Source organism: Cohnella soli (assembly GCF_042655525.1).
GTDB lineage: Bacteria > Bacillota > Bacilli > Paenibacillales > Paenibacillaceae > Cohnella > Cohnella soli.
Genome location: NZ_JBHSMI010000052.1, coordinates 87755 through 108723, shown reverse-complemented (window position 1 = coordinate 108723; position 20969 = coordinate 87755). Strand labels below are relative to the sequence as shown.

Sequence of the window (20969 nt, the reverse complement as noted above, 5' to 3'; positions counted from 1 at the left end):
TCATGCAAATTAGCTTTGGTACGGAATCCGGAAATTCGGATGAACCTAGCATAAGCGAGAGCGATTCGGTTGTCTACGACGACAACGAATCAAAAAGCCCGACCACTTGGCCGGGCTGACAGGGAAAGCCGGTTGAAATACTTTTAAGGGCTCGAAATATGCACCAAGCGCTTACGCTTGAACTTCGGTCAGTTCCTGCGCCCTGTTTTTGATTCTCGCGGCTTCCGCAGCTTGGCTGAGCAAGTCTGCCACATCCACGCTACCTCGAATATTGCGCAACGTGTAAGTCGGACTCGTCGTATCGGTGGATTGCACCGTGATGTCGCCGAACCTTAACATTCGCTCCCACAGGTTACGCTTCACGGAAATGTCTCGGACGCGGTATAACTGAATTTCTTCGCGTCTCTTCGTGAGAATGCCGCGTTCCACGATGATTCTCCGCTCCGTAATCTGATAGCGGGTAAAACTAGGAATCCCGTAGTTAAACGGTTTGCCTTCCCACAAGACGTTCTCGTTCAACATCGCGACAGCTCCCTTATCGTATGAGTTCTTCCCTCCATTGTACACGAGAATGGTCGGATTATCTCAACCAAAATACGAGAGACTGCCTATCCCGCTCACCGCCGAGTTGCTTGAGCCGTTCGCCGGCTTCTGTCCCTGCAATCGGGGCATCATTCCAGGCATCGACTTTCACCTTAACGAGATTACGTCTGCGCATAATCGTCTGAAGCGACAACTGTACGACTTCCGTCTGATCAGATAGCGGCATCTCTTCGGCAAGTGAGTAAATCTTCTTTCCGTTGCCTTCAACCCAGAACAGCCAGCGGCTTCCTTGCAGCACGAGGAAGTTGCCCGGCTTACGCGAATAGGACGATGGCCCGGCTTGCAACGATTGCGATTGCGGCCAATCAACAAGCAAGCCGTACGGGTTGGCAGGATCAACGGACGAGAGCACAGTGACGCTTGCGGCCGTCATCACCGGAAGCGGCTGACGTACCGCTTCGGCAAGCTCGCGCGTCGTGAACTGGACGGCGGACATGCCTTGAATGAAGGCGCCTCTTGTAATCGCGCCCCACTCTTCCAGCTTTTTCAGCACGGGGTAGAAGACGTCCCATGGGTAAGGCGCAAGCTTCGCGACAAGCTCCTTGTTCACGAGGCCGAACGATTGCAGCAAATGACGCGTCCAGCCGAGAACCGGAGACTGTTCCGCATTGCCCTGCTCTCCCTCCGTAGAACTCAACGTCGGCTCGAGCTTAGCGTTCCTGACGCTACCCTGATCGCGGACAGGCTCGCCGTCGCTCCCGCTCTCTTCGTCGCATAGCAAGCTTGTCGCGTACCAACGCCCTAGACCCGAGCCAGTTTTCGCCCATTGGCCATGCTTTGTGCTATCATGAAGTCTTAGCGGCGCGAACTGGTCGTTCGACACCCGCCCTTCCCAGACAAGTTCGATTAATTCGCCGACCAATTCGGAAGGCTGACGTCCCGTGTCCCGGCTTAATCGTGTCAGGAAACTCGCCCCGCTTTTGCGCAACAGCCCCAGCAATTCGGGAAATTTCGTCGAGGAAGTGTCGTCGTTCGGTGCGACAAGCGGCAGATAGAGAGCACGGGAACCGGCGAGGAAAAAGGCAATTTTCCCTTCCGCTTCGTTATCCTCCTTCCGCCCCAACCATACGATTTCCCCCGTTGCGCATAACAGATCAAGCTGTTCCTTCTTGTACGCAGCGATCCTCGACGGAAAAATGATCGTCTCCCAATGGGAGAGCGGCAAGTAGATCCCTTGCAGCCGTTCGATAACGGATAGCAGACCTTCGCCACCTTGCTGCTGAGTCCCGTTCAAAGCGTGCTGCATAAAAGCTATTCGACTGCACCAAGCGGCAGGATCGATCGGTTCCGCCTTGCTCCTCGCAATCCGAATCGTCGAACGGACAATACGCGAGGCGATCTTGACGCTCGACCATAACCTCTCGTTCTCGTCCACCGCATGGGGAGCCCGCTCGATAATGCCCTGGCCGACAAGGTCGTCGACTGTGATTCTCGCCTGTGCCAGCGTCATCGAAGGATAACGGTCGCACAGCTCCGCTTCGGTGAAGGATAACACTCGTTCAGCGTACCGGCCAACAACAAATGCGGCCGAACGCCGGTCGGCAGGGAACTTCGCATACACGTCTTTCTCGTCCGAAGCGATCCAACGGTACTCCCCATCTCCCGCAGGATCGACCGTCGCCGCTCTTCCCTTTCGCTGGAGTTCGCGAAGCCAGCCAAGCGACTGTTCGCCAGCCAGCTTCGTAATCTCGGCTGACGTCATATCCCCTCTTGCTTTAAGCAATGAAGCCAGCTCTTCCGCGCTTTCCGGCTTACGTTCAGGTTCGCTGAGGCGTTCGCGTTCATGGGCGAGCGCCTCTTGTCCGGTCGATGCCGCATAAGCATCCGTATCGAACAAGCGGGAAGCCATTTCTTTGCTGACGCTCAACAGATGGAGTTTGGTCGTCTCGTCCAAACCATCTCCTTCGTACACTTTCATATTGGCATATTCTGCAATGAACTGCGCGGCGAGCGGCGAAGGATATGGCGTCTCCTTAAATACAATTTTCAGTTCGCCCGTTGCGATTCGACCAAGCAGCAGCTTCAAATCTTCAATCCGCAGCTCATCTCGCAAGCATTCCTTCATGGCCTCATGCAAATATGGAAAATCATCTGCATACGGCAATGCCCCGCGCAGCAGCTCTTCACTCCGGAATCTCTTCTGCCAAAGCGGCGTACGCGTGAAACTTCGCGACAGCAACAACGAGTTCTCGGCAATTCTCCGGAAAGCAATGCCGAGCAACGGTGAGCCCGAGATCGCTTCCGTCAAAAGCAATTCAATGTTTTCTGCCGTCACTTGTAAAACTACTTGCATCCATGACGAGTCCCATTCCGGCATCACGATTTCAATGCCGCCGTCTTTGGCGTTGCCATAAGGCCGGTAAGGTCTCAGTTGCTCGAACTGCCGCTTGATCGCCAGCAGCCACGCTCGATTGACCGTTCTTCCGAATAAGCTATGAATGATAATACGCGTCTGGTTCATGATGTCGCGGTATTGCTCCACCACAATCGTTTTGTCCGTCGGGATGGCACACGCCCGGTGCTGCGCACGGACGAAACTGATCAGCTCAGACGAAGCCAATCCATCAAGTGCATATTGGGAGATAAGCCATTCCGTCGCCAACTTGTCGAGTTCTATTTCCCGCGCCGTCTCCGCGGGAATTTCGGTCGCAGCAGGCACCGATCCGCCTGCTTCGTCCAATTCCAGCTTGACGGACAATTCGTGCAAAAACGCCCCTGTCGCCATCCCCACTTCGAAAGACCGGCTCCCCGCTTCGTTACGCCAGAACGGAATTTCACTGAAACGGTTGCCCGATTCGCTCACGTACACCCGATCGTTGGAAATTTCCCGAATCATCCACGAGCTCGTGCCCAGCTGAAAAACATCGCCGACGCGGCTTTCCTGGATGTATTCCTCGTCCAGTTCCCCAAGATGGGCACGACTGTCGAGATGATGCACCGGGTAATTGCCCGTCTGTGGGATCGTTCCGACGCCGGTAATCGCCGCCATTGCCGTATTGCTTCTGGCCGATATCGCGTTCGACTGTCGATCCCAATCGAGCAGCGGCTTGGCGAAAGGATAAAATCCCGATAATACAAGCAGCATTTGCTCCAGTCTCGCATAAGGGAAATCGTTGTAGCTGTCGCATCCTTGAATGAACCGGTGCAACTCTTCGACCGGCCATGCGGCAGAGGAAGCCATCGACACGATATGTTGAGATAGCACATCCATCGGGCTATGCGGTATGCGGATTTCTTCGATCTGACGGAGCGCCACTTGCCGGGCGAGGACCGCCATTTCGGGGAGCGCCGCCTTCACTCGGGCGATCAGCACCCCATGGCTGGACTCTCCGACGGCGTGACCAGCTCGGCCGATACGCTGGATGCCACGGGCGGCTTCTTGCGGAGAATCGATCTGGATGACTTTATCGATATGACCAACGTCGATGCCAAGCTCAAGCGAAGACGTTGCCACGATGCAGCGGAGTTGACCTTCCTTCAGCTGTTTCTCGACGTCGAGACGTAGTTCCTTCGACAGGCTCCCGTGGTGGGAACGAGCCATCTCGTATCCGACATGATCGTTTAACCTCAAGCATAATCGTTCGCTCAGACGCCTGCTGTTCACGAACAAGATAACGGCGCGACAGCCTTCCATCTCTTGAACGATCCGATCGAGCAACGGCAGCCACACCGCCTCGCGACTTGTTGCCGGGCGATCTTGGTCCGGCATCGTTACGCGAACGTCTATGCGTTTGTTCATCGCACTCTCGACGATCGCGACGGCACGCGGTGTGGCTGCCGTCCCCGATTCCGGCGCTGTCTCCCAGCCCGCAAGGAAACGGGCTACTTTCTCGAGCGGCTTCTGCGTCGCCGAGACGCCGATTCGTTGCGGTTGCTTCTCGGCGAGACGACCGAGCCTCTCGAGCGACAAAGCCAGATGGGCGCCCCGCTTGTCGGCAGCCAAATCGTGAATCTCGTCAATGATGACATGCCGAACGGTCGACAGCATGTCTCTGCCCTTCTCCGACGTCAGCAGCAAATATAGCGATTCCGGTGTTGTCACAAGCAAATCCGGCGGCTTGCGAATCATGGCAGCTCGCGCAGAAGCCGTCGTATCTCCGGTGCGCACAGCGCTGCGAATGTCTTCCCAAGTCACATCTTTGCTGGCGGCCAGCTTCTGAAGCTCGTCGACGAAACCGATTGCGTGATGATGAATATCGTTATTCAACGCCTTAAGCGGCGATATGTACACGACGCTGACGCCAGGCTTGTCCGGCCGCTCTCCCCTTGCTAGTCTGTCCAAACACGGAAGCAAAGCGGCAAGCGTTTTGCCCGATCCCGTAGGAGCTGCGATTAACGTATGACTGCCCTCGCCGATCGCGTGCCACGCTTCTCTCTGCACGTTGGTCGGTTCGCCGAACGATGCTTCGAACCATTCCGCGATTAACGGATGAAACGGAATTGCTGGCTGGCTCTTCTTCACGCGACACGGCTCCTTTCTCTTGCCGCGATGCAGGTGCACCGCGCGATCGTCATCGAATTCATCTGCACGTGCGCCTACAGATTCTGAACGTTATACAATCTCGCATAAGCGCCTTCTTGCCCCATAAGTTGATCATGCGTACCGCGCTCGACGATCTCCCCTCGTTCGACGACGAGAATCTGATCGGCGTGCGTGATGGTTGACAAACGATGGGCGACGACAAGCGTTGTCCGATTGTCGGATAACGAGCTTAGCGATTCCTGGATCAGATGCTCCGATTCAAGATCAAGCGCGGATGTCGCTTCGTCCAAGACGAGAATCGGCGGGTTTTTCAGGAAGACGCGAGCAATCGCAATTCGCTGCTTCTGTCCGCCGGACAGCTTAACTCCCCGTTCGCCGATTTCCGTATCGTAACCGGAAGGAAGACTCATGATGAAGTCATGCGCATTCGCCTTGATCGTGGCTTCGATCATCTGCTCCTCAGAAGCATCCGGGTCGCCAAGCAGGACATTCTCCCTCACGCTGCCGCTAAAAAGAATATTGTCCTGAAGCACCATGCCGATATTGGCGCGAAGGCTCGTCTGGGTCACTTGGGCAATGTTCTGCCCGTCTATGAGAATTTCACCTTCCTGAATATCGTAAAACCGCGGCAGTAAGCCGATGAGTGACGACTTCCCGCCTCCGCTGGCGCCGACAAACGCGACCGTTTGTCCGGGTTCAATCGTCAAGTCGATCTGGCGGAGTACGTCTTCCGTCTCGTCCTTATAGCGGAAGCTGACGTTGCGATATTCGATACGCCCCCTTGTCAATGCGAGCGTACCTGCGTCTTTCGTGTCCTTCACGTGAAGCGGTTCGTTCAGCAGCTCCATGACTCGTTCCAGCGACGCCGAAGCTTGAGTCAGTTCCGTCGAAGCGTTCACGAGGCGGCGAAGCGGCGTATACATACGGTCCAAATAACTGTAGAAAGCAATAAACGCTCCGATGGTCAAGTCGCCTTCGATGACGTAATAACCGCCGCACAGCAATACGATCAAGGGGGCGACTTCCGTTAGCGTATTGACAATGCCATTCGTCAACGCGTTCCATCTCGTGAGCGCGAGCGCCCTCTCAAGAAATTTGCCGTTGCGAATGCCGAATTGCTTCTGCTCGTAGTTCTCGAGCGTAAAGCTCTTGACGACGGGAATGCCGACGACATGTTCGTTCAAATACCCTTGCATATCGGCAAGAGCCGCCGAACGCGAGCGCGCGTAACTTCTGAGCCTTCGGTATAACTTAACGACGGCAACGCCGTAGAAAGGGAGAATGGCAATCGACAACAGCGTCAGGACGACATTCATGCTTAGCATAATACCGAGGGCAATCGTAAGCGTGAACAAGTCAAGCCAGACGTTCATCATGCCGGTCTCAACGATCGACTTCGTCTGTTCTGCGTCGTTGATCATTCGGGATATGATCTCGCCGGATTTGCGCTCCTGGTAGAAACGCAAAGAAAGCCGTTGCAGATGCGCATACAGCTTGTTGCGTAGATCGAACAAAATTCGGCTTGTCGTCAGTTGGGCGAAATACTGGCGGAAATATTCGATCGGATAGCGGATAACAACAAATAATATAAACGATAAGCCGACCAGCCATAAGAGCCGTGTCAGCTTATCGTCTCGGCTCAGTTCCGCGAGCAGTATATCGTCGATTGCATACTGCAGGAAAAGCGGCGTCACCATCGGGATCGCAAACTTCAGCATACCGATCAACAGCGTAAAAGCAACGAGCCATCTGTAAGGCTTAACGAAACGTAGGTATAACCGTAACGTATGCATAACTTTCCTTCTGCCCGGTGATTTATTCCGCAGGCGACTTTTTCTTCTTGCGATAGATCGGGTATCTGCGCTTCTCCCTCATGACGGCTTCCACGGATACGGTTCTTTTCTTGTCGGCGCACCGCTCGCACATCGTTGTCGTAAGGAGCGAACCTCCGCAGTAAATACATACCCCTTCCGCTTTGCGCCTCGCTCTTAGCCGACGCATCATCATCGCGGGATCATTCATGCGTGAATCCTCCTCTAAAGTAAGCCCCATCTTGTTGTCGGATTTGTTCTTACAGGTGCAGTAAAGATTTCTCGTATTTGCTGAATAATCCGTATTCGTTGGTCGCTTGACCGACCAGTTCGTAACCAAGATTCGCGTAAAAACGATTCAGTACTTCGTTGCTGGCAAGACAGTCAAGCCGAATGACCGTTCTGTCCAGGTTAGGCGTGTTCTGCTCCACCCATTGCATCATCCGGTTGCCGACGCCTTTGCCCGCAAATTTGCGATTGACCGTTAGTCGATGCACGTACGTGGCGGCTCCGTCATTCGTGCGGTCTCCCCACATATCGAGATCCCATGCATTCGGGCTGTCTAGCAGCATGACCATGCCAGCCGTTCTATTGTCTTCCTTAAACAAGTACACTTCTCCGCGATTAATGGCCTCGGGCGTATTGTGAGAATCTTCCCCTCTTAGCAAAGCGTTCCATTGGGAGGATCCTCTGCTCAGCAGCCATTCGGCCGTGCTCACAAGCAATTGCATGACATCTTGCGTATGTTCTGGCCCTGCTTTAATGACGTTCGTGAAATCGCTCATAAGATTAATCCCTCTCTTCTACTTAAACTTCTTCCAATCCTGGGAACTGTTATTCAGCAAATAGGAGAAGTCGTTCTCGTTGCGTTTCCGCTCGGCTTGGCGCGCTTCCTCGTGCTCTTGCCGCTTGCGTCGAGCGCTGTCGGCCTCCTCCTGCTTCAGCAGTTCCGCCTGTTCCTTCAGCTTGGCAATCACGCCGGCACCGAGCCGTTCCTTTAACGTTACCGGCTTGTCCTCACCGGCAGAGTCAAGCTTTTCCTTGTACGACCCGCCATGCGGACGTCGAAGCGGCTGTCCTTTTTTGTTCGACATTGCCTATGCTCCTTCCTCCCGCCATCTCTTTTTTTCTATGGTGCGACTTCCTTGAGCCGATCCGGATAATCGGTGTGCAAGCCGCTCGCACCCCAGGCAAGCGCTCTCCTCATGCCCGAACGGGTATTGATCGTATACGGAAGCATTTTCAAGCCTGCCCTCCGGACTTTCCATATATATTTCTCGTCGATGCGCGAGAAGTTGGCGCCAACGCCGTCCGCGTAAGACGCGATGTCGGACAATGTCCTGCCGGAGAGCGGTGCCGCTCGCCGGGTATACCAGAGCAGTTGGTACAACGGAACGTCGTTGTCAAACGACCTCATACGAAGCAAACTCGCTTTGCTGAACGATTGCACGGCTATGCGGTTCTCGAGCCCGCGTGAACGAACGAGCGCCCACAGTTTGTCTTCAAGTCCCGGATTGTCCGAAGGGATTTTCGTCTCCAGCATGTATTTTGTCGAATCGCCGAACGCATCGAAAATTTCCCTCAGAGTGGGCACTTTCTCTCCAACGAATTCCGCCTTTGCATAAGCAGGGTTCAATGCGTTAAATTTCGATCCCGCGTCAAGCGCCTTAACCTCCGCCAACGTCATGTGCCTTACTTTGCCGGAGCCATTCGTTGTTCTGTCAACCGTATCATCGTGCATGGCGACCAATTCGCCGTCCTCGGTCATTTGCAAATCGATTTCAATGTAGTCCGCATGCAAGCTTACAGCGATCCGATACGACGCAAGCGTATTCTCGGGGGCATAGCCCGACGCTCCGCGATGACCAATCGCGAGAGGGTGCTCTTCGGTCTGCGGTGAAGGAACCCCCGCCAATGAAGAGGAAGACGAGTTGTAAATAACGAATAGGCATACTGCCGCAATAAGCGGGATTCGAGCACTTGTGACCAGCGTATGCTGATGCCATATCTTGCGTAGCCGACGTTGTCTGCGCATAGTGATGTTCCTCCGGATGTCAGAACTCGCATAGCCGGCTCTCCTCGTTCCCCACTTTCTATAGCATACCACGACTGCAAGCATTCACGCATCCGAACGTCCAGTGAACATAAACGGAGCAGAACCGATCTTCACTTGGAAGACCGGTTCCGGACTTGATGCCTTAGGGCGTTCAAGAACTGTGCCGAATGCCGTGTCAGCTCGGTTGCTTCTCGAGTTTGACATCCGCGACCTTCTCGGAGTGCGGCTTAACCCGCTTAATAAAGAAGGCGAGAGCGAGTGCGGCAACCGTCATCCATGTCGCATATACGAATGCATGGTTGATGCCGAATATCGTACCTTCGATTTTGGCTGCGCCCATTCCGACTTTGTCCGTCGCAGCGATTTTGCCGGCGATGACGAGATCTTTTACTTTATCCGCCGCTGCGTTCGTCATCACTGTCACAAGGAACGCCGTTCCGAGTGCGCCCGCGACGTTACGCAGCGTCTGCTGCATCGCCGAGCCATGGGCATTTAGCGTCTGTGGCAACTGGTTCATGCCCGCTGTCTGAATCGGCATCATCAACATCGACATCCCGAACATCCGCAGCGTGTACATCCAGATCAAATGCGAATAAGTCGTATCGGCAGTTAATTGGCTGAATTCGTACGTCGTTACGAGCGTAACGATCAAGCCGGTCACCGCCAACCAGCGCGCGCCGATTTTATCGAAAATAATGCCAGTAATCGGAGACATGATCCCCATAAGAATCGCTCCCGGCAACAGAAGCAGCCCCGCTTCAATCGGCGTAAATCCGCGAATGCTCTGCAAATAGATCGGCAGCAGAATCATCCCGGAGTACATGGACATCGTAATGATGACGTTAATAACTGTCGTCAAGCTGAACATACCATACTTGAACACGCGGAATTCCAGAATCGGCTTTTCGACCTTGATTTCTCGAATGAAGAACAGGACAAGGGAGATCGCGCCGACAACTAGGCTCGTCACGACCCGCGCGCTATCCCAGCCGTCGTTGCCCGCATCGCTGAAACCATACAGAATACCGCCGAAACCGACTGTCGACAATATAATGCCGAACATATCCAGCTTCGGATTGGTTGTCTTCGTCACGTTCTTCATCGCAATGGCGCCATAGATTAATGCGAAGAACGAGATCGGAAGCAAAATGTAGAACAGGACACGCCAGTCGTAATGCTCGACGATATAACCGGACAAGGTTGGACCGACCGCTGGCGCAAAAATCATCGCCAGACCCATCATCCCCATCGCTTTGCCGCGTTCTTCAATCGGGAAAATCGTCAGGAAAATGACCGACATCAACGGCATCAGAATGCCCGCGCCGGCTGCTTGAACGAGGCGACCAATCAGCACAACTTCGAATGAGGGGGCAATTGCCCCCAATATCGTACCGGCTGTAAACAGACTGACAGCAACGACAAACAGCTTACGCGTCGTAAATCGACTGATTAAATAAGCGCTAACCGGGATCAAGACGCCATTAACAAGCAAATAGCCGGTCGATAGCCACTGAATCGTATTGGCCCCGATGTTCAAATCTTCCATCATTTTCGGCAAAGCGATGTTCAGCAGCGTCTGCGCCAAAATGGCGACGAATGCCGCGACCAACAGCGATGCGACGATCGGACCTCTTTTTAACGTGGTAGTGGTGTTACTCATCGTTCTCTCCCTCTCTCTGTCTGTGTAAAATGCGAACGATCTCGCTATGAATCCGTTGAAGGTCTTCAGCGTCTTCCTCGGGCAGCTGTTCGAGCGCGATTGCCAAGTTCGTCAACCTGAGCTCTGTCAATTGGAGGATGAACGCCTCCCCTTCGGTCGTCAGCGACAACTTGATCGAGCGGCGATCTTGTTCCGGACGCTCCCGATGGACCCACCCTGCTTTAACAAGCCTGTCCACGATGCCACTCGTCGTGCTCGTCACGGAATGTATTTTGTCCGCCAACTCGCCAAGACCGATGCCTGGACATTCCAGAACGGACTTGAGCACGAAATATTGAACCGGCGTTATGCCGAATCGCTGAGTCCATCTGATCATTGATTGGTGAAGCACTTGATTCACTTCCCGGAACGAAGCGAACAACTGTTGAACCCGAAGTTTCTGCTGGTCTTCGTTGCGGTCGTCGTACACGGAGATCGCGCCTCCTTTCCCTATATTGTTCGCAACAGAATATTTCGCATACGAAATAAAATACGCTCTTTTTATCATTATGTCAACAGTTACATATGTCATTTCGAACATATAAGCTAATCTGCCCGAGCGAAATAAAAAAAAGCCCGCTCGAAAGCGAACTTTTGCTGAATAGCCGACAATCGCTCTTACGAACGAGCGAAATCAATATAGTGATCGATAACGCGATCGATCGTACGGAGCGTTGATTCGTCGACAAGTCGCTGCGTCGATTCGTCGAATTTGAGCGCGGCAGAGCTAATATAAATTTCGTTGCCTGCCGGCGGAAGAAGCCGAACTTGAACGCCAGGGCTTGCCAAAATTTCTCTTAAATGCTGCTGGCACCGAATCGTCCCCATCATGCCCGGCGAGACACCTGCCGTCAGAGCCGGTTTGCCGATCAGCACTTTGTCCACTCGGGAGAGCCAGTCGATCGCGTTCTTCAACACACCTGGTACCGACCAATTATATTCGGGGGTAACGAAGAAGACGCCATCCGCCGATGCGACTTTGCGCATCAGGTCAGTCACGACGTGCGGCGGATTTAGTTCGATATCCTGATCGAAGAACGGAAGTGATCGAATATCTGCAATTTCCAGATCCAATTTGTTTATGTACCGCTCCTTCATCGTATGAGCCAGTTGCATGTTGTAGGAGCCTTGTCTGAGACTTCCGACGAGTACGGCGATTCTCAACATTCGATCACGACCTCCTTTGTATCTAGCGATTCTTAATCGCCAGGAAAATGATGATGACGGCAACGATGACGACGATATACATCGCCAGAAGCCGGCCAAGCTTGCGCGCCGGATTGACGGAGTACGTACTTGTCGCTTCCTTGCGGGCTAACGACGAACCGACGATTACGGTCCAGACGACAGCTCCCACCATGACGATCACTGTAACAATTAGCAACATTGTCGTATTCATTTAGTTCACCTGCTCTTCCCCGGGAAATTCCGGTTGATCTTTGTGCTGTTCGGCAGTACAATTGCATATTGCTTGTAGGAAACGTTACCGGGAAGGATTTGCAACCAATGACTCGCAACAAACCGTTTATTGCGCCGATCGTACCGCTTATCGTTGGTATGATCGCCATCTCGTTCGCCCCAATACTTGTCCGATATTCGGATGCTCCCGTATCCGTTCAGGGACTGTACCGGATGCTGTTTACCGTATTGCTCATGCTTCCGCTCGGCAAACGTCAACTTCCCGGGCTGAAAAACATATCCGCGAAAAACTGGATGCTTCTTGTCGTCGCGGGTGTCTTCCTCGCGATCCATTTCCTATTGTGGATGGAATCGCTGAATTATACTTCGATAGCGAGCTCCACGATCATTTTATCACTTGAACCCGTATTCGTCATGATCGGCGCTTATTTTCTTTTTAAAGACCGCCTTAGCACGTTTGCTTTGGTCGGCGTAATCGTTGCTCTGGCTGGCGTCGTCATCGTTGGTTCCGGTGATATTTCATTGTCCGCCAGCGCTTTCAAAGGCGATTTACTGTCGCTATTCGGCACTCTTGCCGTAGTCGTCAACATGCTCATCGCCAAAAAAATACTTGAACGCGTCTCCTCCTACTTATACAGCCTGATCGTGTTCGCGGTATCCGCCTTGTGCTTCGCTTTCTACAATGTCGGTGCGGGCATTGGCATGACGGCATATTCGGGCAGGGAGTGGTTTCTTTTCCTGCTTCTTGCCATCGTTCCTACGGTGCTCGGTCATATGGTCTTTAATTGGCTGCTGCAATACGTCAAGCCGGCGACGATCTCCATCTCGGTTCTTGCGGAACCCGTCGGCTCCAGCTTGCTCGGCATCGTCCTGTTCAATGAATTTTTGAGCGGATTTCAACTCGCCGGCGGCGCGTTTATCATTATCGGATTACTTGTGTACATGAGGGCCGAGAAAGAACAACCGATCCCGCGAGAATCGTCCGCCGCCGCTTGATTAGGGCGTGTCTGAATATGCCCTAAGTCAAATAACGGATGTAAATGTAACCGCTCGAGATCACGATGGACAAAAGCATTAGCGGGAATCCGTATTTCAAGTACGCCATAAAAGAAATCGGATGCCCCTCTTTCGCGGACAGTCCGGCAACGATCAAATTGGCGCTCGCGCCAATCAACGCGCCATTCCCGCCGAGACAAGCGCCAAGCGCCAGGCTCCACCATAGCGGTTCGAGGTTATCGATCCCCATTAAGCCCATTTCCTGTATAAGCGGAATCATTGTCGCTACGAACGGGATGTTATCGAGGAAAGCAGACGCGATTGCGCTCAGCCATAGAATAAGCATCGAGGTTGCAGTCAAGTCGCCGCCCGTCCATTCGATCGCTCGCTGCGCCAGTTCGGAGATAACGCCAGTCTCTACAAGCCCCGATACAAGAGCGAACAGACCGATGAAGAAAAAAATCGTCGTCCATTCTACTTTAGTCAGCGCGTTCTCCATCTTGTGCTCTCCTGTCAGAAGCAGAAGCAGAAATGCGCCCGCCAGCGCCACTGTCGCGGATTCAAGATGGAACATCTGGTGGGTAAAAAAGCCGACGAGTGTAACTCCTAGCGCCACCAAACATTTCGTCAGTAGTGGTCTGTCGGTTAACAGTTGTTTCTCATCCATCTCCATGATGCCTTGTTTTAACGCTTCGGTCGTCTTCAAGCCTTTGTGGAACAACCAGACGAATATCGGAATGTATACCAGCATGACGATAAGTGCGACAGGAGCAAGATTCCAGATGAAGTCCATGAACGAAAGCTCCTTCACAGCGCTGCCGATCATAATGTTCGGAGGGTCACCAATCAGCGTCGCCGTGCCGCCCACGTTGGACGCGATAATTTGCGTGATCAAGTAAGGTACCGGATTGATCCGAAGCTGTCTTGCGATGCTGAAAGTAACGGGCACCATCAGCAGCACCGTCGTCACGTTGTCAAGAAACGCGGAGCCGACAGCCGTAATCAATGTCAATGCGATCAGTATGCGAACGGGTTCCCCTTTAACTTTCTTGGCCGCGTACACCGCGATATAGCGGAATAACCCTGTGTCTGCCGTCACGCTCACGATAATCATCATGCCGACGAGAAGGCCAAGCGTATTAAAATCTACATGATGCATCGCCGTACTTTGGTCTACGATGCCGAACGCAATCATCAGTATGCCGCCGAGCATGGCCGCGATCGTTCGGTGGATTTTCTCCGAGACGATAATGGCATAAATGACAAGAAAAATTCCGATTGCCCAGTAAGCTTGTTGTTCCATCTTGTGCTCCCCCTGTCGAAGTCGCCTTCCTTCATCATGTCCAATTCCCGAAAAGCCACAGACGAGTCCCGAAAAAACGCAAAAAGAGCCCTCTGTTGGCAGGCTCCTCCGGTAATCTCGTTATGAAGTTGGCTATTATTAGGTGTGCCTACTGAAAGACACACCTTTAAGCTTATACGAAAGTATGATGGATGACAAGGCAATTTGGCCCAGACAGTCAACATGTAAGCCGATTTCGCCTCGGAGGCAGCCTGCAAGCCGGTAAAACCGGCTTATTTCGCCGATTTTGCCTCGGAGGCAGCCTGCAAGCCGGTAAAACCGGCTTATTTCGCCGATTTTGCCTCGGCGGCAGCCTGTAAGCCGGTAATACCGGCTTATTTCGCCGATTTTGGACTTCTGTCAAGAAAGTAGACACAAATTAAGCGACCTGTTTTTGCTCGTAGTACCTTTTTTCGCATGTGTGCGGGGTTAAGTAACCAATGGCCGAATGGATACGGATACGATTGTATTCGAGCTCAATATACGAGTTAATCGCATTGTAGGCCTGTTGACGCGTCTTAAACGTTGTCAAATAAACGAGTTCCTTCTTGATCACGCTGTGAAAAGACTCAATGCACGCATTGTCGTAACAATTCCCTTTTCGGCTCATGCTGCCAATCATTTCGTAGTAGGCTAAACGCTCACGGTATTCGGTTGATGCATACTGCGAGCCACGGTCTGAATGATGCACCAGTCCAGGCTCGGGCTTCTGGCGCCTGCAAGCCATGTCTAAAGCGTCCAGCACAAGTTCTTTGGTCATCCGGCTTCCCATTGACCACCCGACAATCTTGCGTGAAAACAAATCCATTACACTCGCCAAATACACCCAACCCTGCTTGGTGGCGACGTAAGTAATATCCGTGACCCACGCCTTATTCGGCGCCGCTGCACGGAACTGACGATTCAGGACATTGTCATACACGGGCTGGCTATGCTTGGAGTTGGTTGTCGCCTTATATTTCTTGACGACAACAGAACGCAGCCCCATCTCTTTCATGAGCTTGGCAACCGTCTTGGTGGCGATCTTCCAGCCTTCTTCGCGGAGCTTGTGTGCGATTTTCGGACTGCCGTAGCGCTGCTTGAAGCCTTTGAAGTGATGCTCAATTCGCTTCATCAGCTTCTTCCGTCGTTTCAATTGCTCGCTAGGCTTATGGCGGGCATTCACCCACTTGTAATAGCCGCTTCGGGTAACTTGCATGACGCGGCACATCTTCTCAACACGAAACTGGAAGCGGTGTTTATAAATAAACGGGTAGATCAGTCTCGGTTTTTGGTGAAGAAGTGCATCGCCTTTTTTAGAATTTCGTTCTCCTCCTGGAGTTCTCGATTCTGTAGCTCCAGTTGTTTGAGACGTTCCATATCCACAAACAACTTTGACTTTTCACCTGTGTTGCCGTACTGCTGTTTCCACGAGCGGATGCTGCTTACCGGCACATCGATCTCTTTGGATACTTCGGCAGGGGTTTTGCCTGTCTCCATCATGTGTTTGATGGTTTCACGTTTAAATGCCTCGTCGAAATGCTGACGCTGATCTCCCATGATACACCGAACCTCTCTCTCGTTTGGTTTATTGTACCAGGTCGCTGTTACAGCGTGTCTACTTTTTAGTCTACATCCAATTTTGCCCCGGCGACAGCCTGTAAGCCGGTAATACCGGCTTATTTCGCCGATTTTGCTTCGACGGCAGCCTGTAAGCCGGTAATACCGGCTTATTTCGCCGATTTTGCCTCGGTGGCAGCAGCCTGTAAGCCGGTAAAACCGGCTTATTTCGCCGATTTTGCCTCGGCGGCAGCCTGTAAGCCGGTAAAACCGGCTTATTTTGCCGATTTCGCCTCGGCGGCAGCCTGTAAGCCGGTAAAACCGGCTTATTTCAGCTTGAGGCCTGTGTTTTGGCAATTATCCGACCGCCAGTCGGATTCCCGAGAGGACAAGTCCGATCAGGAAGCCGCATACTGCCCCGTTCACCCGAATCCACTGCAAGTCACCGCCGACCTTCTCTTCCAGCATTCCGACAAGCGCTTTGTCATCCATCTTGTCGATGTTGTCCTTCAAGAGAGCTCCGAGCCTGTAATGGTTCGCTTCTACAGCATCCACAATCATACCGATCGCTTTCCGGTCAATGCGTTCGGCAAGCTCTGGCTCTGCCTGCAGTTTCCGGACGAGGAATCGCCACGCACCGACGAGCTTTCGTCCTCCGCGGTTTTTCTCCTCTTCCAACATAGCCATAAGCTTATCTCGCGCTTGTTCCAGCTTCTCGGACAAGAACGCTTGGCCTTCCGGGCTCGCTGCTTTGTCGATGAGCCATGCCTTGCCACGCTCCAACAATGCGCCGTCTTCGACAGCGTCACGCAATTGTTTGCGGATTTCGGCGAGTACAAACTCACGGTTTGGATGCCCCGGCTGCACGAGATCCTGAATGGCGGACAACAGCAATTGCTGGATCATGCCGCCCAGTTTGTCTTCGCTCATGAATCCTGCGAACGCCTGTACCGCGAAGCCTAACATACCGCCGGCTTTTGCCTCTCGTAGCTTCTGAAGCGCCAGAGAGCCCATCATATGTCCGGCTTGCGGAGAACTGACCCATGAACGTCCGCGATCAAGAGCAAAGTCTAGTAACTTCTCATCCCATTTATTCTGCTCTGCCGAGGCAATCAGCTTGCCGACAAGCTCCCGTTCGTTGACGTCGCGAACGATAGAGACGATGGCAGATTGAATGGCGGGCACGAACGATTCGAGAGGAAGTTTGGCCAAAAGTGTTTGCAAGCCGTTTAATACGCCGACGCGATTACGGCGCTTGCCTGCAAATCTCGTTACGGCTGAGCCTGTCAGCTTTAGCAGCGACAATTGCTGCAATCTACGCGTGACGCTTTCTTTATTCAGCAACTCATTCTCGAATGCCGATATCAGCGATTTGGCAATACGGTCCCGGTTTTTCAGAAGCAAAGACGTGTGCGGGATTGGAATGCCCATCGGATGGCGAAACAACGCTGTCACCGCAAACCAATCGGCAAACCCTCCGACGAGTCCCGCTTCGAACCCGCCTTTCAGCAGCTCCGTCCCGGGAAGGTCCGGCAGCAACATCGTAGCCGCGAATCCGGCTCCCATAACGACTAGCGATAACCCCGCGATATTTTTACTACGCATAAAATAACCCTCTTCATCGATAAATTCCACGTCTCATCAATATAACATTCGACATTGGAATCATCAATTCGACGCGCGTACGAAGCAGTCGGGATCATGCGATCAGCCCGGATATTCGACAAATTCGTCCTTTATACCCATGAGACCATCCCCGTAAACGATTGAAAAAGAGTGGGAAGCTCCTTTCTTGTCTTTGACGACGAAATCGAATCCGCGGACATAACGAACTACGGCGGACTTCAGTTCAACGGCATCCCCATAACTGCCGATCGTCCGCTTCGCGACTTCAACCGGAATTTCCAGATCGTCGGGGTTCAGAAAACCCGCTAGCTCTTCCGCCTTATTCCCTCGAACCAGTTCGAGATATTGCTGCGCCATCCGCTCTGCAAAAGGGAAGTAATGAACATATGGATTGCCGAATACGGCCGCACCGTCCTCGCCGTACCTCAACGTTAGCACGCGGGATTTATCAGCTTCCGACGAGCTTTTATCCCCTTTGATGCGTCCATCATCCAACTGAAATTCGAATTGACCGATACCCGGATCTTGAGAAGGACCGCTCGGGTTCGGCACCGCTATCAATTTCGGCAAATCAAAGTTCTCGCGAAAACCTCGGATGATCTCTTTCGCTTCCTCGAGCCCGTAATCCGCGTAAGCTTTCGAATGAGAGAGCAATCGATCAAGAGCGTCGGCATTGTCGGCCTTCAAAACAGCAATAAAATCATCCACGTCACTTTGCGCCGATTGCTCATCGAACTTCGTTGGTGCTTCTTTGCTTAATTTCACATCGGATCCTTGCAATCGTTCATTGCGCTCCTTCTCAAAAGCCGCCAGCAAACCTTCCACGACCGACTTCTCGGGAGGGTTAATCCATTCTGCATCCAACAGTGCATTCGTCTCGGTAATCGTTTGTTCGAGATTGCCGTAACCGCTTTGTTTCGCAATATACGCTGCGACCATGCTCCTCTGGTCAGTCGGAAGCACCGCGAGCGACTGTATCATATGTGGCCGATCGCTCGAATACCATTCTCCGACAATTGCCGCATACGTTTCCGATAATGCGCCGTCAAGTCCGTCGGTCGCCCTCATCAATTGGATTTTCCCGGTTGCGCTGATCGCGTCACGGTTATTGTACAGAAACGTCAGCAGCTCCAAAGCATTCTCTTGGCCAAAAGCGTGCCAATTGATTTGGGCAACATATTTCAAAATGGCGTCCAGCTTAGCCAAATTCGAATTTAGTGAATGCCACGAAGTTACGGATTCGAATTGTACCGCATCGAGCGGCGGTACTACGTCATCTAAGGTGCTCCCTAACCAGCCGATGACTTGTCCATGTACTCTACTTGATGGAATCGTTCCTTCAACGAAACCACCGCTGAAATTTCTGTCCCATACGTCGCCAATGATGAAATAGTTGTTATCCGGAACGCTGATGTTACGATCAAATTCCGCTTGAATATCCGTATTAGAAAACTGTGGCCCTGACCCGTAAGGCGTATCCAGCTTGCAACCATCGATCGAGATGCGCCCGTCGCGAATTTTGACTTTTTCACCCGGCAAACCAACGACTCTACCCACGTCGAACCCGCTTAACGGATTCCCCGCATCCGTCTCATAGTAGACGACGTCCCCTCTGGCGATCGATTTGCGATCGTACGCAGCCAAATCAACGACGACTGTGGAAGCAGCGAACTGTTTCGCCCCGGCCATTGCATCGTTATTCATCTTGTGGAGCCTTTGATTCGGTTGCAGTGTATCGATGATGGGGAGATCGTGCACCGTCGTCTCGTCCATAACCGCTCGCTTTTCCATGCAACCCGAAAGAAGTAGTCCGAGCGTTAGAGCCGCTACCAGCGCAGTCTTTGCTTTTTTCATCCGTATTCCCCTTATGTAGAAAATATTGGTTGCCCTTGCTTATTAAACGCGACAAACGGTCGTTCGGTTGCTTCTCCATCAGGATACATTTGACAAAACCTCGTGCTCCATCATATACTTACGTCTATTACAAACAAGGAGGCTGATGTTATATGGCAAACTTATTGATTGTTTCGATGGTTTTCCCAGTTCATAACGACAGGTCTCTACGGTGCAAGATCAGCATTCGTTAACGGAATCGGCGATCGGGCGATGCCCCTTTTCCTTTCCGTTTCGCGAACGAGCCGCCCGAGACCATCACGGTTTCCGGCGGTTTTTTTGTTGCCGCGCGACGTTTGTTCGCGCATGCCAACACCCCGCAGGAAGTTCCTGCGGGGTGTTTTTTCATGATTCACTTCACCTCACTAACCCAATCTAAAGGAGTTTACACTTGAACCTTCACACGAATAATGAATTATTGCAAGCCTATGGTTGGAATGATTACTGGGACGATGTTCTGGTGCGACATTTCCCTGCAAACGAACGTCTTGTCCCTGCTCGCGTCATCGCGCAGTTCTCCCACTCTTACAACATCATGACCGAAGCCGGTGAACATAACGCCGTCGTCACGGGCAAGTTCGAATACAACGCCGCCATGCGCGGGGACTTCCCGGCCGTCGGCGACTGGGTGCTCGCAGAACCGCTCCCGAACGAGCGTCGCTCCGTCATTCACGCCGTTTTACCCCGACGCACCGCCATGGTGCGCAAAGTCGCGGGCAACGTCGTTGAAGACCAGATCATCGGCGCCAATCTGGATGTCCTTTTTATCGTCAATGCACTTAACCAAGACTTTAACTTGCGCAAAATCGAGCGTTACTTGATCGCGGCATGGGAAAGCGGGGCTCAACCGGTCGTGCTGCTGACGAAAGCCGATCTTTGCGACGATCCGGATGTTTTCATCTCCGAAGTTGAAAACATCGCGCCAGGCGTCCCTGTCCACGCAGTCAGCGCGATTAGAAATCAAGGCAAAGAGAGCTTGGCCCCCTTCATGCGTCCGGGAACGACAATCGGCGTCACCGGCTCTTCCGGCGTCGGCAAGTCCACGCTGCTGAACTGGTTCGCCGGCGACGACCGCCAGGAAACGCAAGGCATCCGCGAAGACGACGCACGAGGTCGCCATACGACAACGCATCGCGAGCTGTTTCTGCTCAGCGATGGCGCGCTCATGATGGATACGCCCGGTATGCGGGAGCTTCAGCTATGGGAAGCGAACGAAGGCTTGCAATCTGCGTTCTCCGACATCGAAGAACTGGCACTGTTATGCCGTTACCGGGATTGCCGTCACGAGAACGATACTGGATGCGAGGTGAATGCCGCCGTCGCTAACGGCGAGTTGGATGCGCAGCGTCTGGCGAACTATCACAAGACGTCGCGAGAACTGGCTCGAATCGCGCGCAAAGACAATGCCTCTGTAGCAGCGGCCGGACGCAAAGCCGCCAAGAAGAAAACCACGCAATCACGCCCAAGACAGAAAAACGCCGCTCATTGGAGCGACGATTAAC

17 protein-coding genes and 1 pseudogene are annotated in these 20969 nt (G+C 52.8%); 2 read left to right on the top strand and 16 right to left on the bottom strand.

The window, feature by feature from the left end:
- Positions 1–171: 171 nt before the first annotated feature.
- The 11 genes from ACFPOF_RS24580 to ACFPOF_RS24530 form a co-directional block, all read right to left on the bottom strand.
- Positions 172–522, bottom strand: a complete 351-nt coding sequence (locus ACFPOF_RS24580; protein ID WP_378137656.1) for a PH domain-containing protein — start codon at positions 520–522, stop codon at positions 172–174.
- A gap of 58 nt (positions 523–580) precedes the next feature.
- On the bottom strand, positions 581–5065 hold the full coding sequence (locus tag ACFPOF_RS24575; protein WP_378137654.1) for a DEAD/DEAH box helicase: 4485 nt from the start codon (positions 5063–5065) through the stop codon (positions 581–583).
- 74 nt (positions 5066–5139) lie between these two features.
- Positions 5140–6879 (bottom strand): ABC transporter ATP-binding protein, encoded by a 1740-nt coding sequence (locus ACFPOF_RS24570; RefSeq protein WP_378137652.1) that lies wholly within the window; start codon positions 6877–6879, stop codon positions 5140–5142.
- Between the two features lie 22 nt (positions 6880–6901).
- A complete protein-coding gene (locus ACFPOF_RS24565) occupies positions 6902–7108 on the bottom strand; it encodes a hypothetical protein (RefSeq protein ID WP_378137650.1) in 207 nt (68 codons plus the stop codon).
- Positions 7109–7157: 49 nt separating this feature from the next.
- Complete coding sequence (locus ACFPOF_RS24560) at positions 7158–7682, bottom strand: GNAT family N-acetyltransferase (RefSeq protein WP_378137648.1); 525 nt, start codon at positions 7680–7682, stop codon at positions 7158–7160.
- A gap of 18 nt (positions 7683–7700) precedes the next feature.
- Complete coding sequence (locus tag ACFPOF_RS24555) at positions 7701–7991, bottom strand: YqkE family protein (protein WP_378137646.1); 291 nt, start codon at positions 7989–7991, stop codon at positions 7701–7703.
- A gap of 35 nt (positions 7992–8026) precedes the next feature.
- Positions 8027–8932, bottom strand: coding sequence for a glycerophosphodiester phosphodiesterase family protein (locus tag ACFPOF_RS24550; RefSeq protein WP_378137643.1), 906 nt, complete (start codon positions 8930–8932; stop codon positions 8027–8029).
- Between the two features lie 196 nt (positions 8933–9128).
- The gene (locus ACFPOF_RS24545) at positions 9129–10613 is read right to left on the bottom strand and encodes a DHA2 family efflux MFS transporter permease subunit (protein WP_378137642.1); all 1485 of its coding nucleotides are present in this window, start codon (positions 10611–10613) and stop codon (positions 9129–9131) included.
- A complete protein-coding gene (locus tag ACFPOF_RS24540) occupies positions 10606–11082 on the bottom strand; it encodes a MarR family winged helix-turn-helix transcriptional regulator (protein WP_378137640.1) in 477 nt (158 codons plus the stop codon). Before ACFPOF_RS24540 ends, ACFPOF_RS24545 begins: the two co-directional genes overlap by 8 nt.
- A gap of 188 nt (positions 11083–11270) precedes the next feature.
- Positions 11271–11819, bottom strand: coding sequence for an NADPH-dependent FMN reductase (locus ACFPOF_RS24535; protein WP_378137638.1), 549 nt, complete (start codon positions 11817–11819; stop codon positions 11271–11273).
- Between the two features lie 22 nt (positions 11820–11841).
- Positions 11842–12051 carry a hypothetical protein gene (locus ACFPOF_RS24530; RefSeq protein WP_378137636.1) on the bottom strand — a complete coding sequence of 70 codons (210 nt, stop codon included), beginning with the start codon at positions 12049–12051 and terminating at the stop codon, positions 11842–11844.
- A gap of 107 nt (positions 12052–12158) precedes the next feature.
- Between ACFPOF_RS24530 and ACFPOF_RS24525 the strand changes: the two genes are divergently transcribed.
- A complete protein-coding gene (locus ACFPOF_RS24525; RefSeq protein WP_378137634.1) occupies positions 12159–13067 on the top strand; it encodes a DMT family transporter in 909 nt (302 codons plus the stop codon).
- Between the two features lie 22 nt (positions 13068–13089).
- Here ACFPOF_RS24525 and ACFPOF_RS24520 read toward each other — a convergent pair whose 3' ends face one another.
- The 5 genes and pseudogenes from ACFPOF_RS24520 to ACFPOF_RS24495 all read right to left on the bottom strand — a co-directional run bounded on the left by ACFPOF_RS24520 (position 13090) and on the right by ACFPOF_RS24495 (position 19775).
- Positions 13090–14370 (bottom strand): ArsB/NhaD family transporter, encoded by a 1281-nt coding sequence (locus ACFPOF_RS24520; protein WP_378137632.1) that lies wholly within the window; start codon positions 14368–14370, stop codon positions 13090–13092.
- A 418-nt stretch (positions 14371–14788) separates the two neighbouring features.
- Positions 14789–15948: pseudogene (locus ACFPOF_RS24515) on the bottom strand (IS3 family transposase).
- Positions 15949–16305: 357 nt separating this feature from the next.
- Positions 16306–17553 carry a DUF445 domain-containing protein gene (locus ACFPOF_RS24505; protein WP_378137628.1) on the bottom strand — a complete coding sequence of 416 codons (1248 nt, stop codon included), beginning with the start codon at positions 17551–17553 and terminating at the stop codon, positions 16306–16308.
- A 102-nt stretch (positions 17554–17655) separates the two neighbouring features.
- Positions 17656–19428 carry a signal peptidase I gene (lepB, locus tag ACFPOF_RS24500; RefSeq protein WP_378137626.1) on the bottom strand — a complete coding sequence of 591 codons (1773 nt, stop codon included), beginning with the start codon at positions 19426–19428 and terminating at the stop codon, positions 17656–17658.
- 206 nt (positions 19429–19634) lie between these two features.
- Positions 19635–19775 carry a hypothetical protein gene (locus tag ACFPOF_RS24495; protein WP_378137624.1) on the bottom strand — a complete coding sequence of 47 codons (141 nt, stop codon included), beginning with the start codon at positions 19773–19775 and terminating at the stop codon, positions 19635–19637.
- Positions 19776–19858: 83 nt separating this feature from the next.
- Here ACFPOF_RS24495 and rsgA point away from each other — a divergent pair, with 83 nt between their 5' ends.
- Positions 19859–20968, top strand: a complete 1110-nt coding sequence (rsgA, locus tag ACFPOF_RS24490; RefSeq protein ID WP_378137622.1) for a ribosome small subunit-dependent GTPase A — start codon at positions 19859–19861, stop codon at positions 20966–20968.
- Position 20969 lies beyond the last annotated feature (1 nt).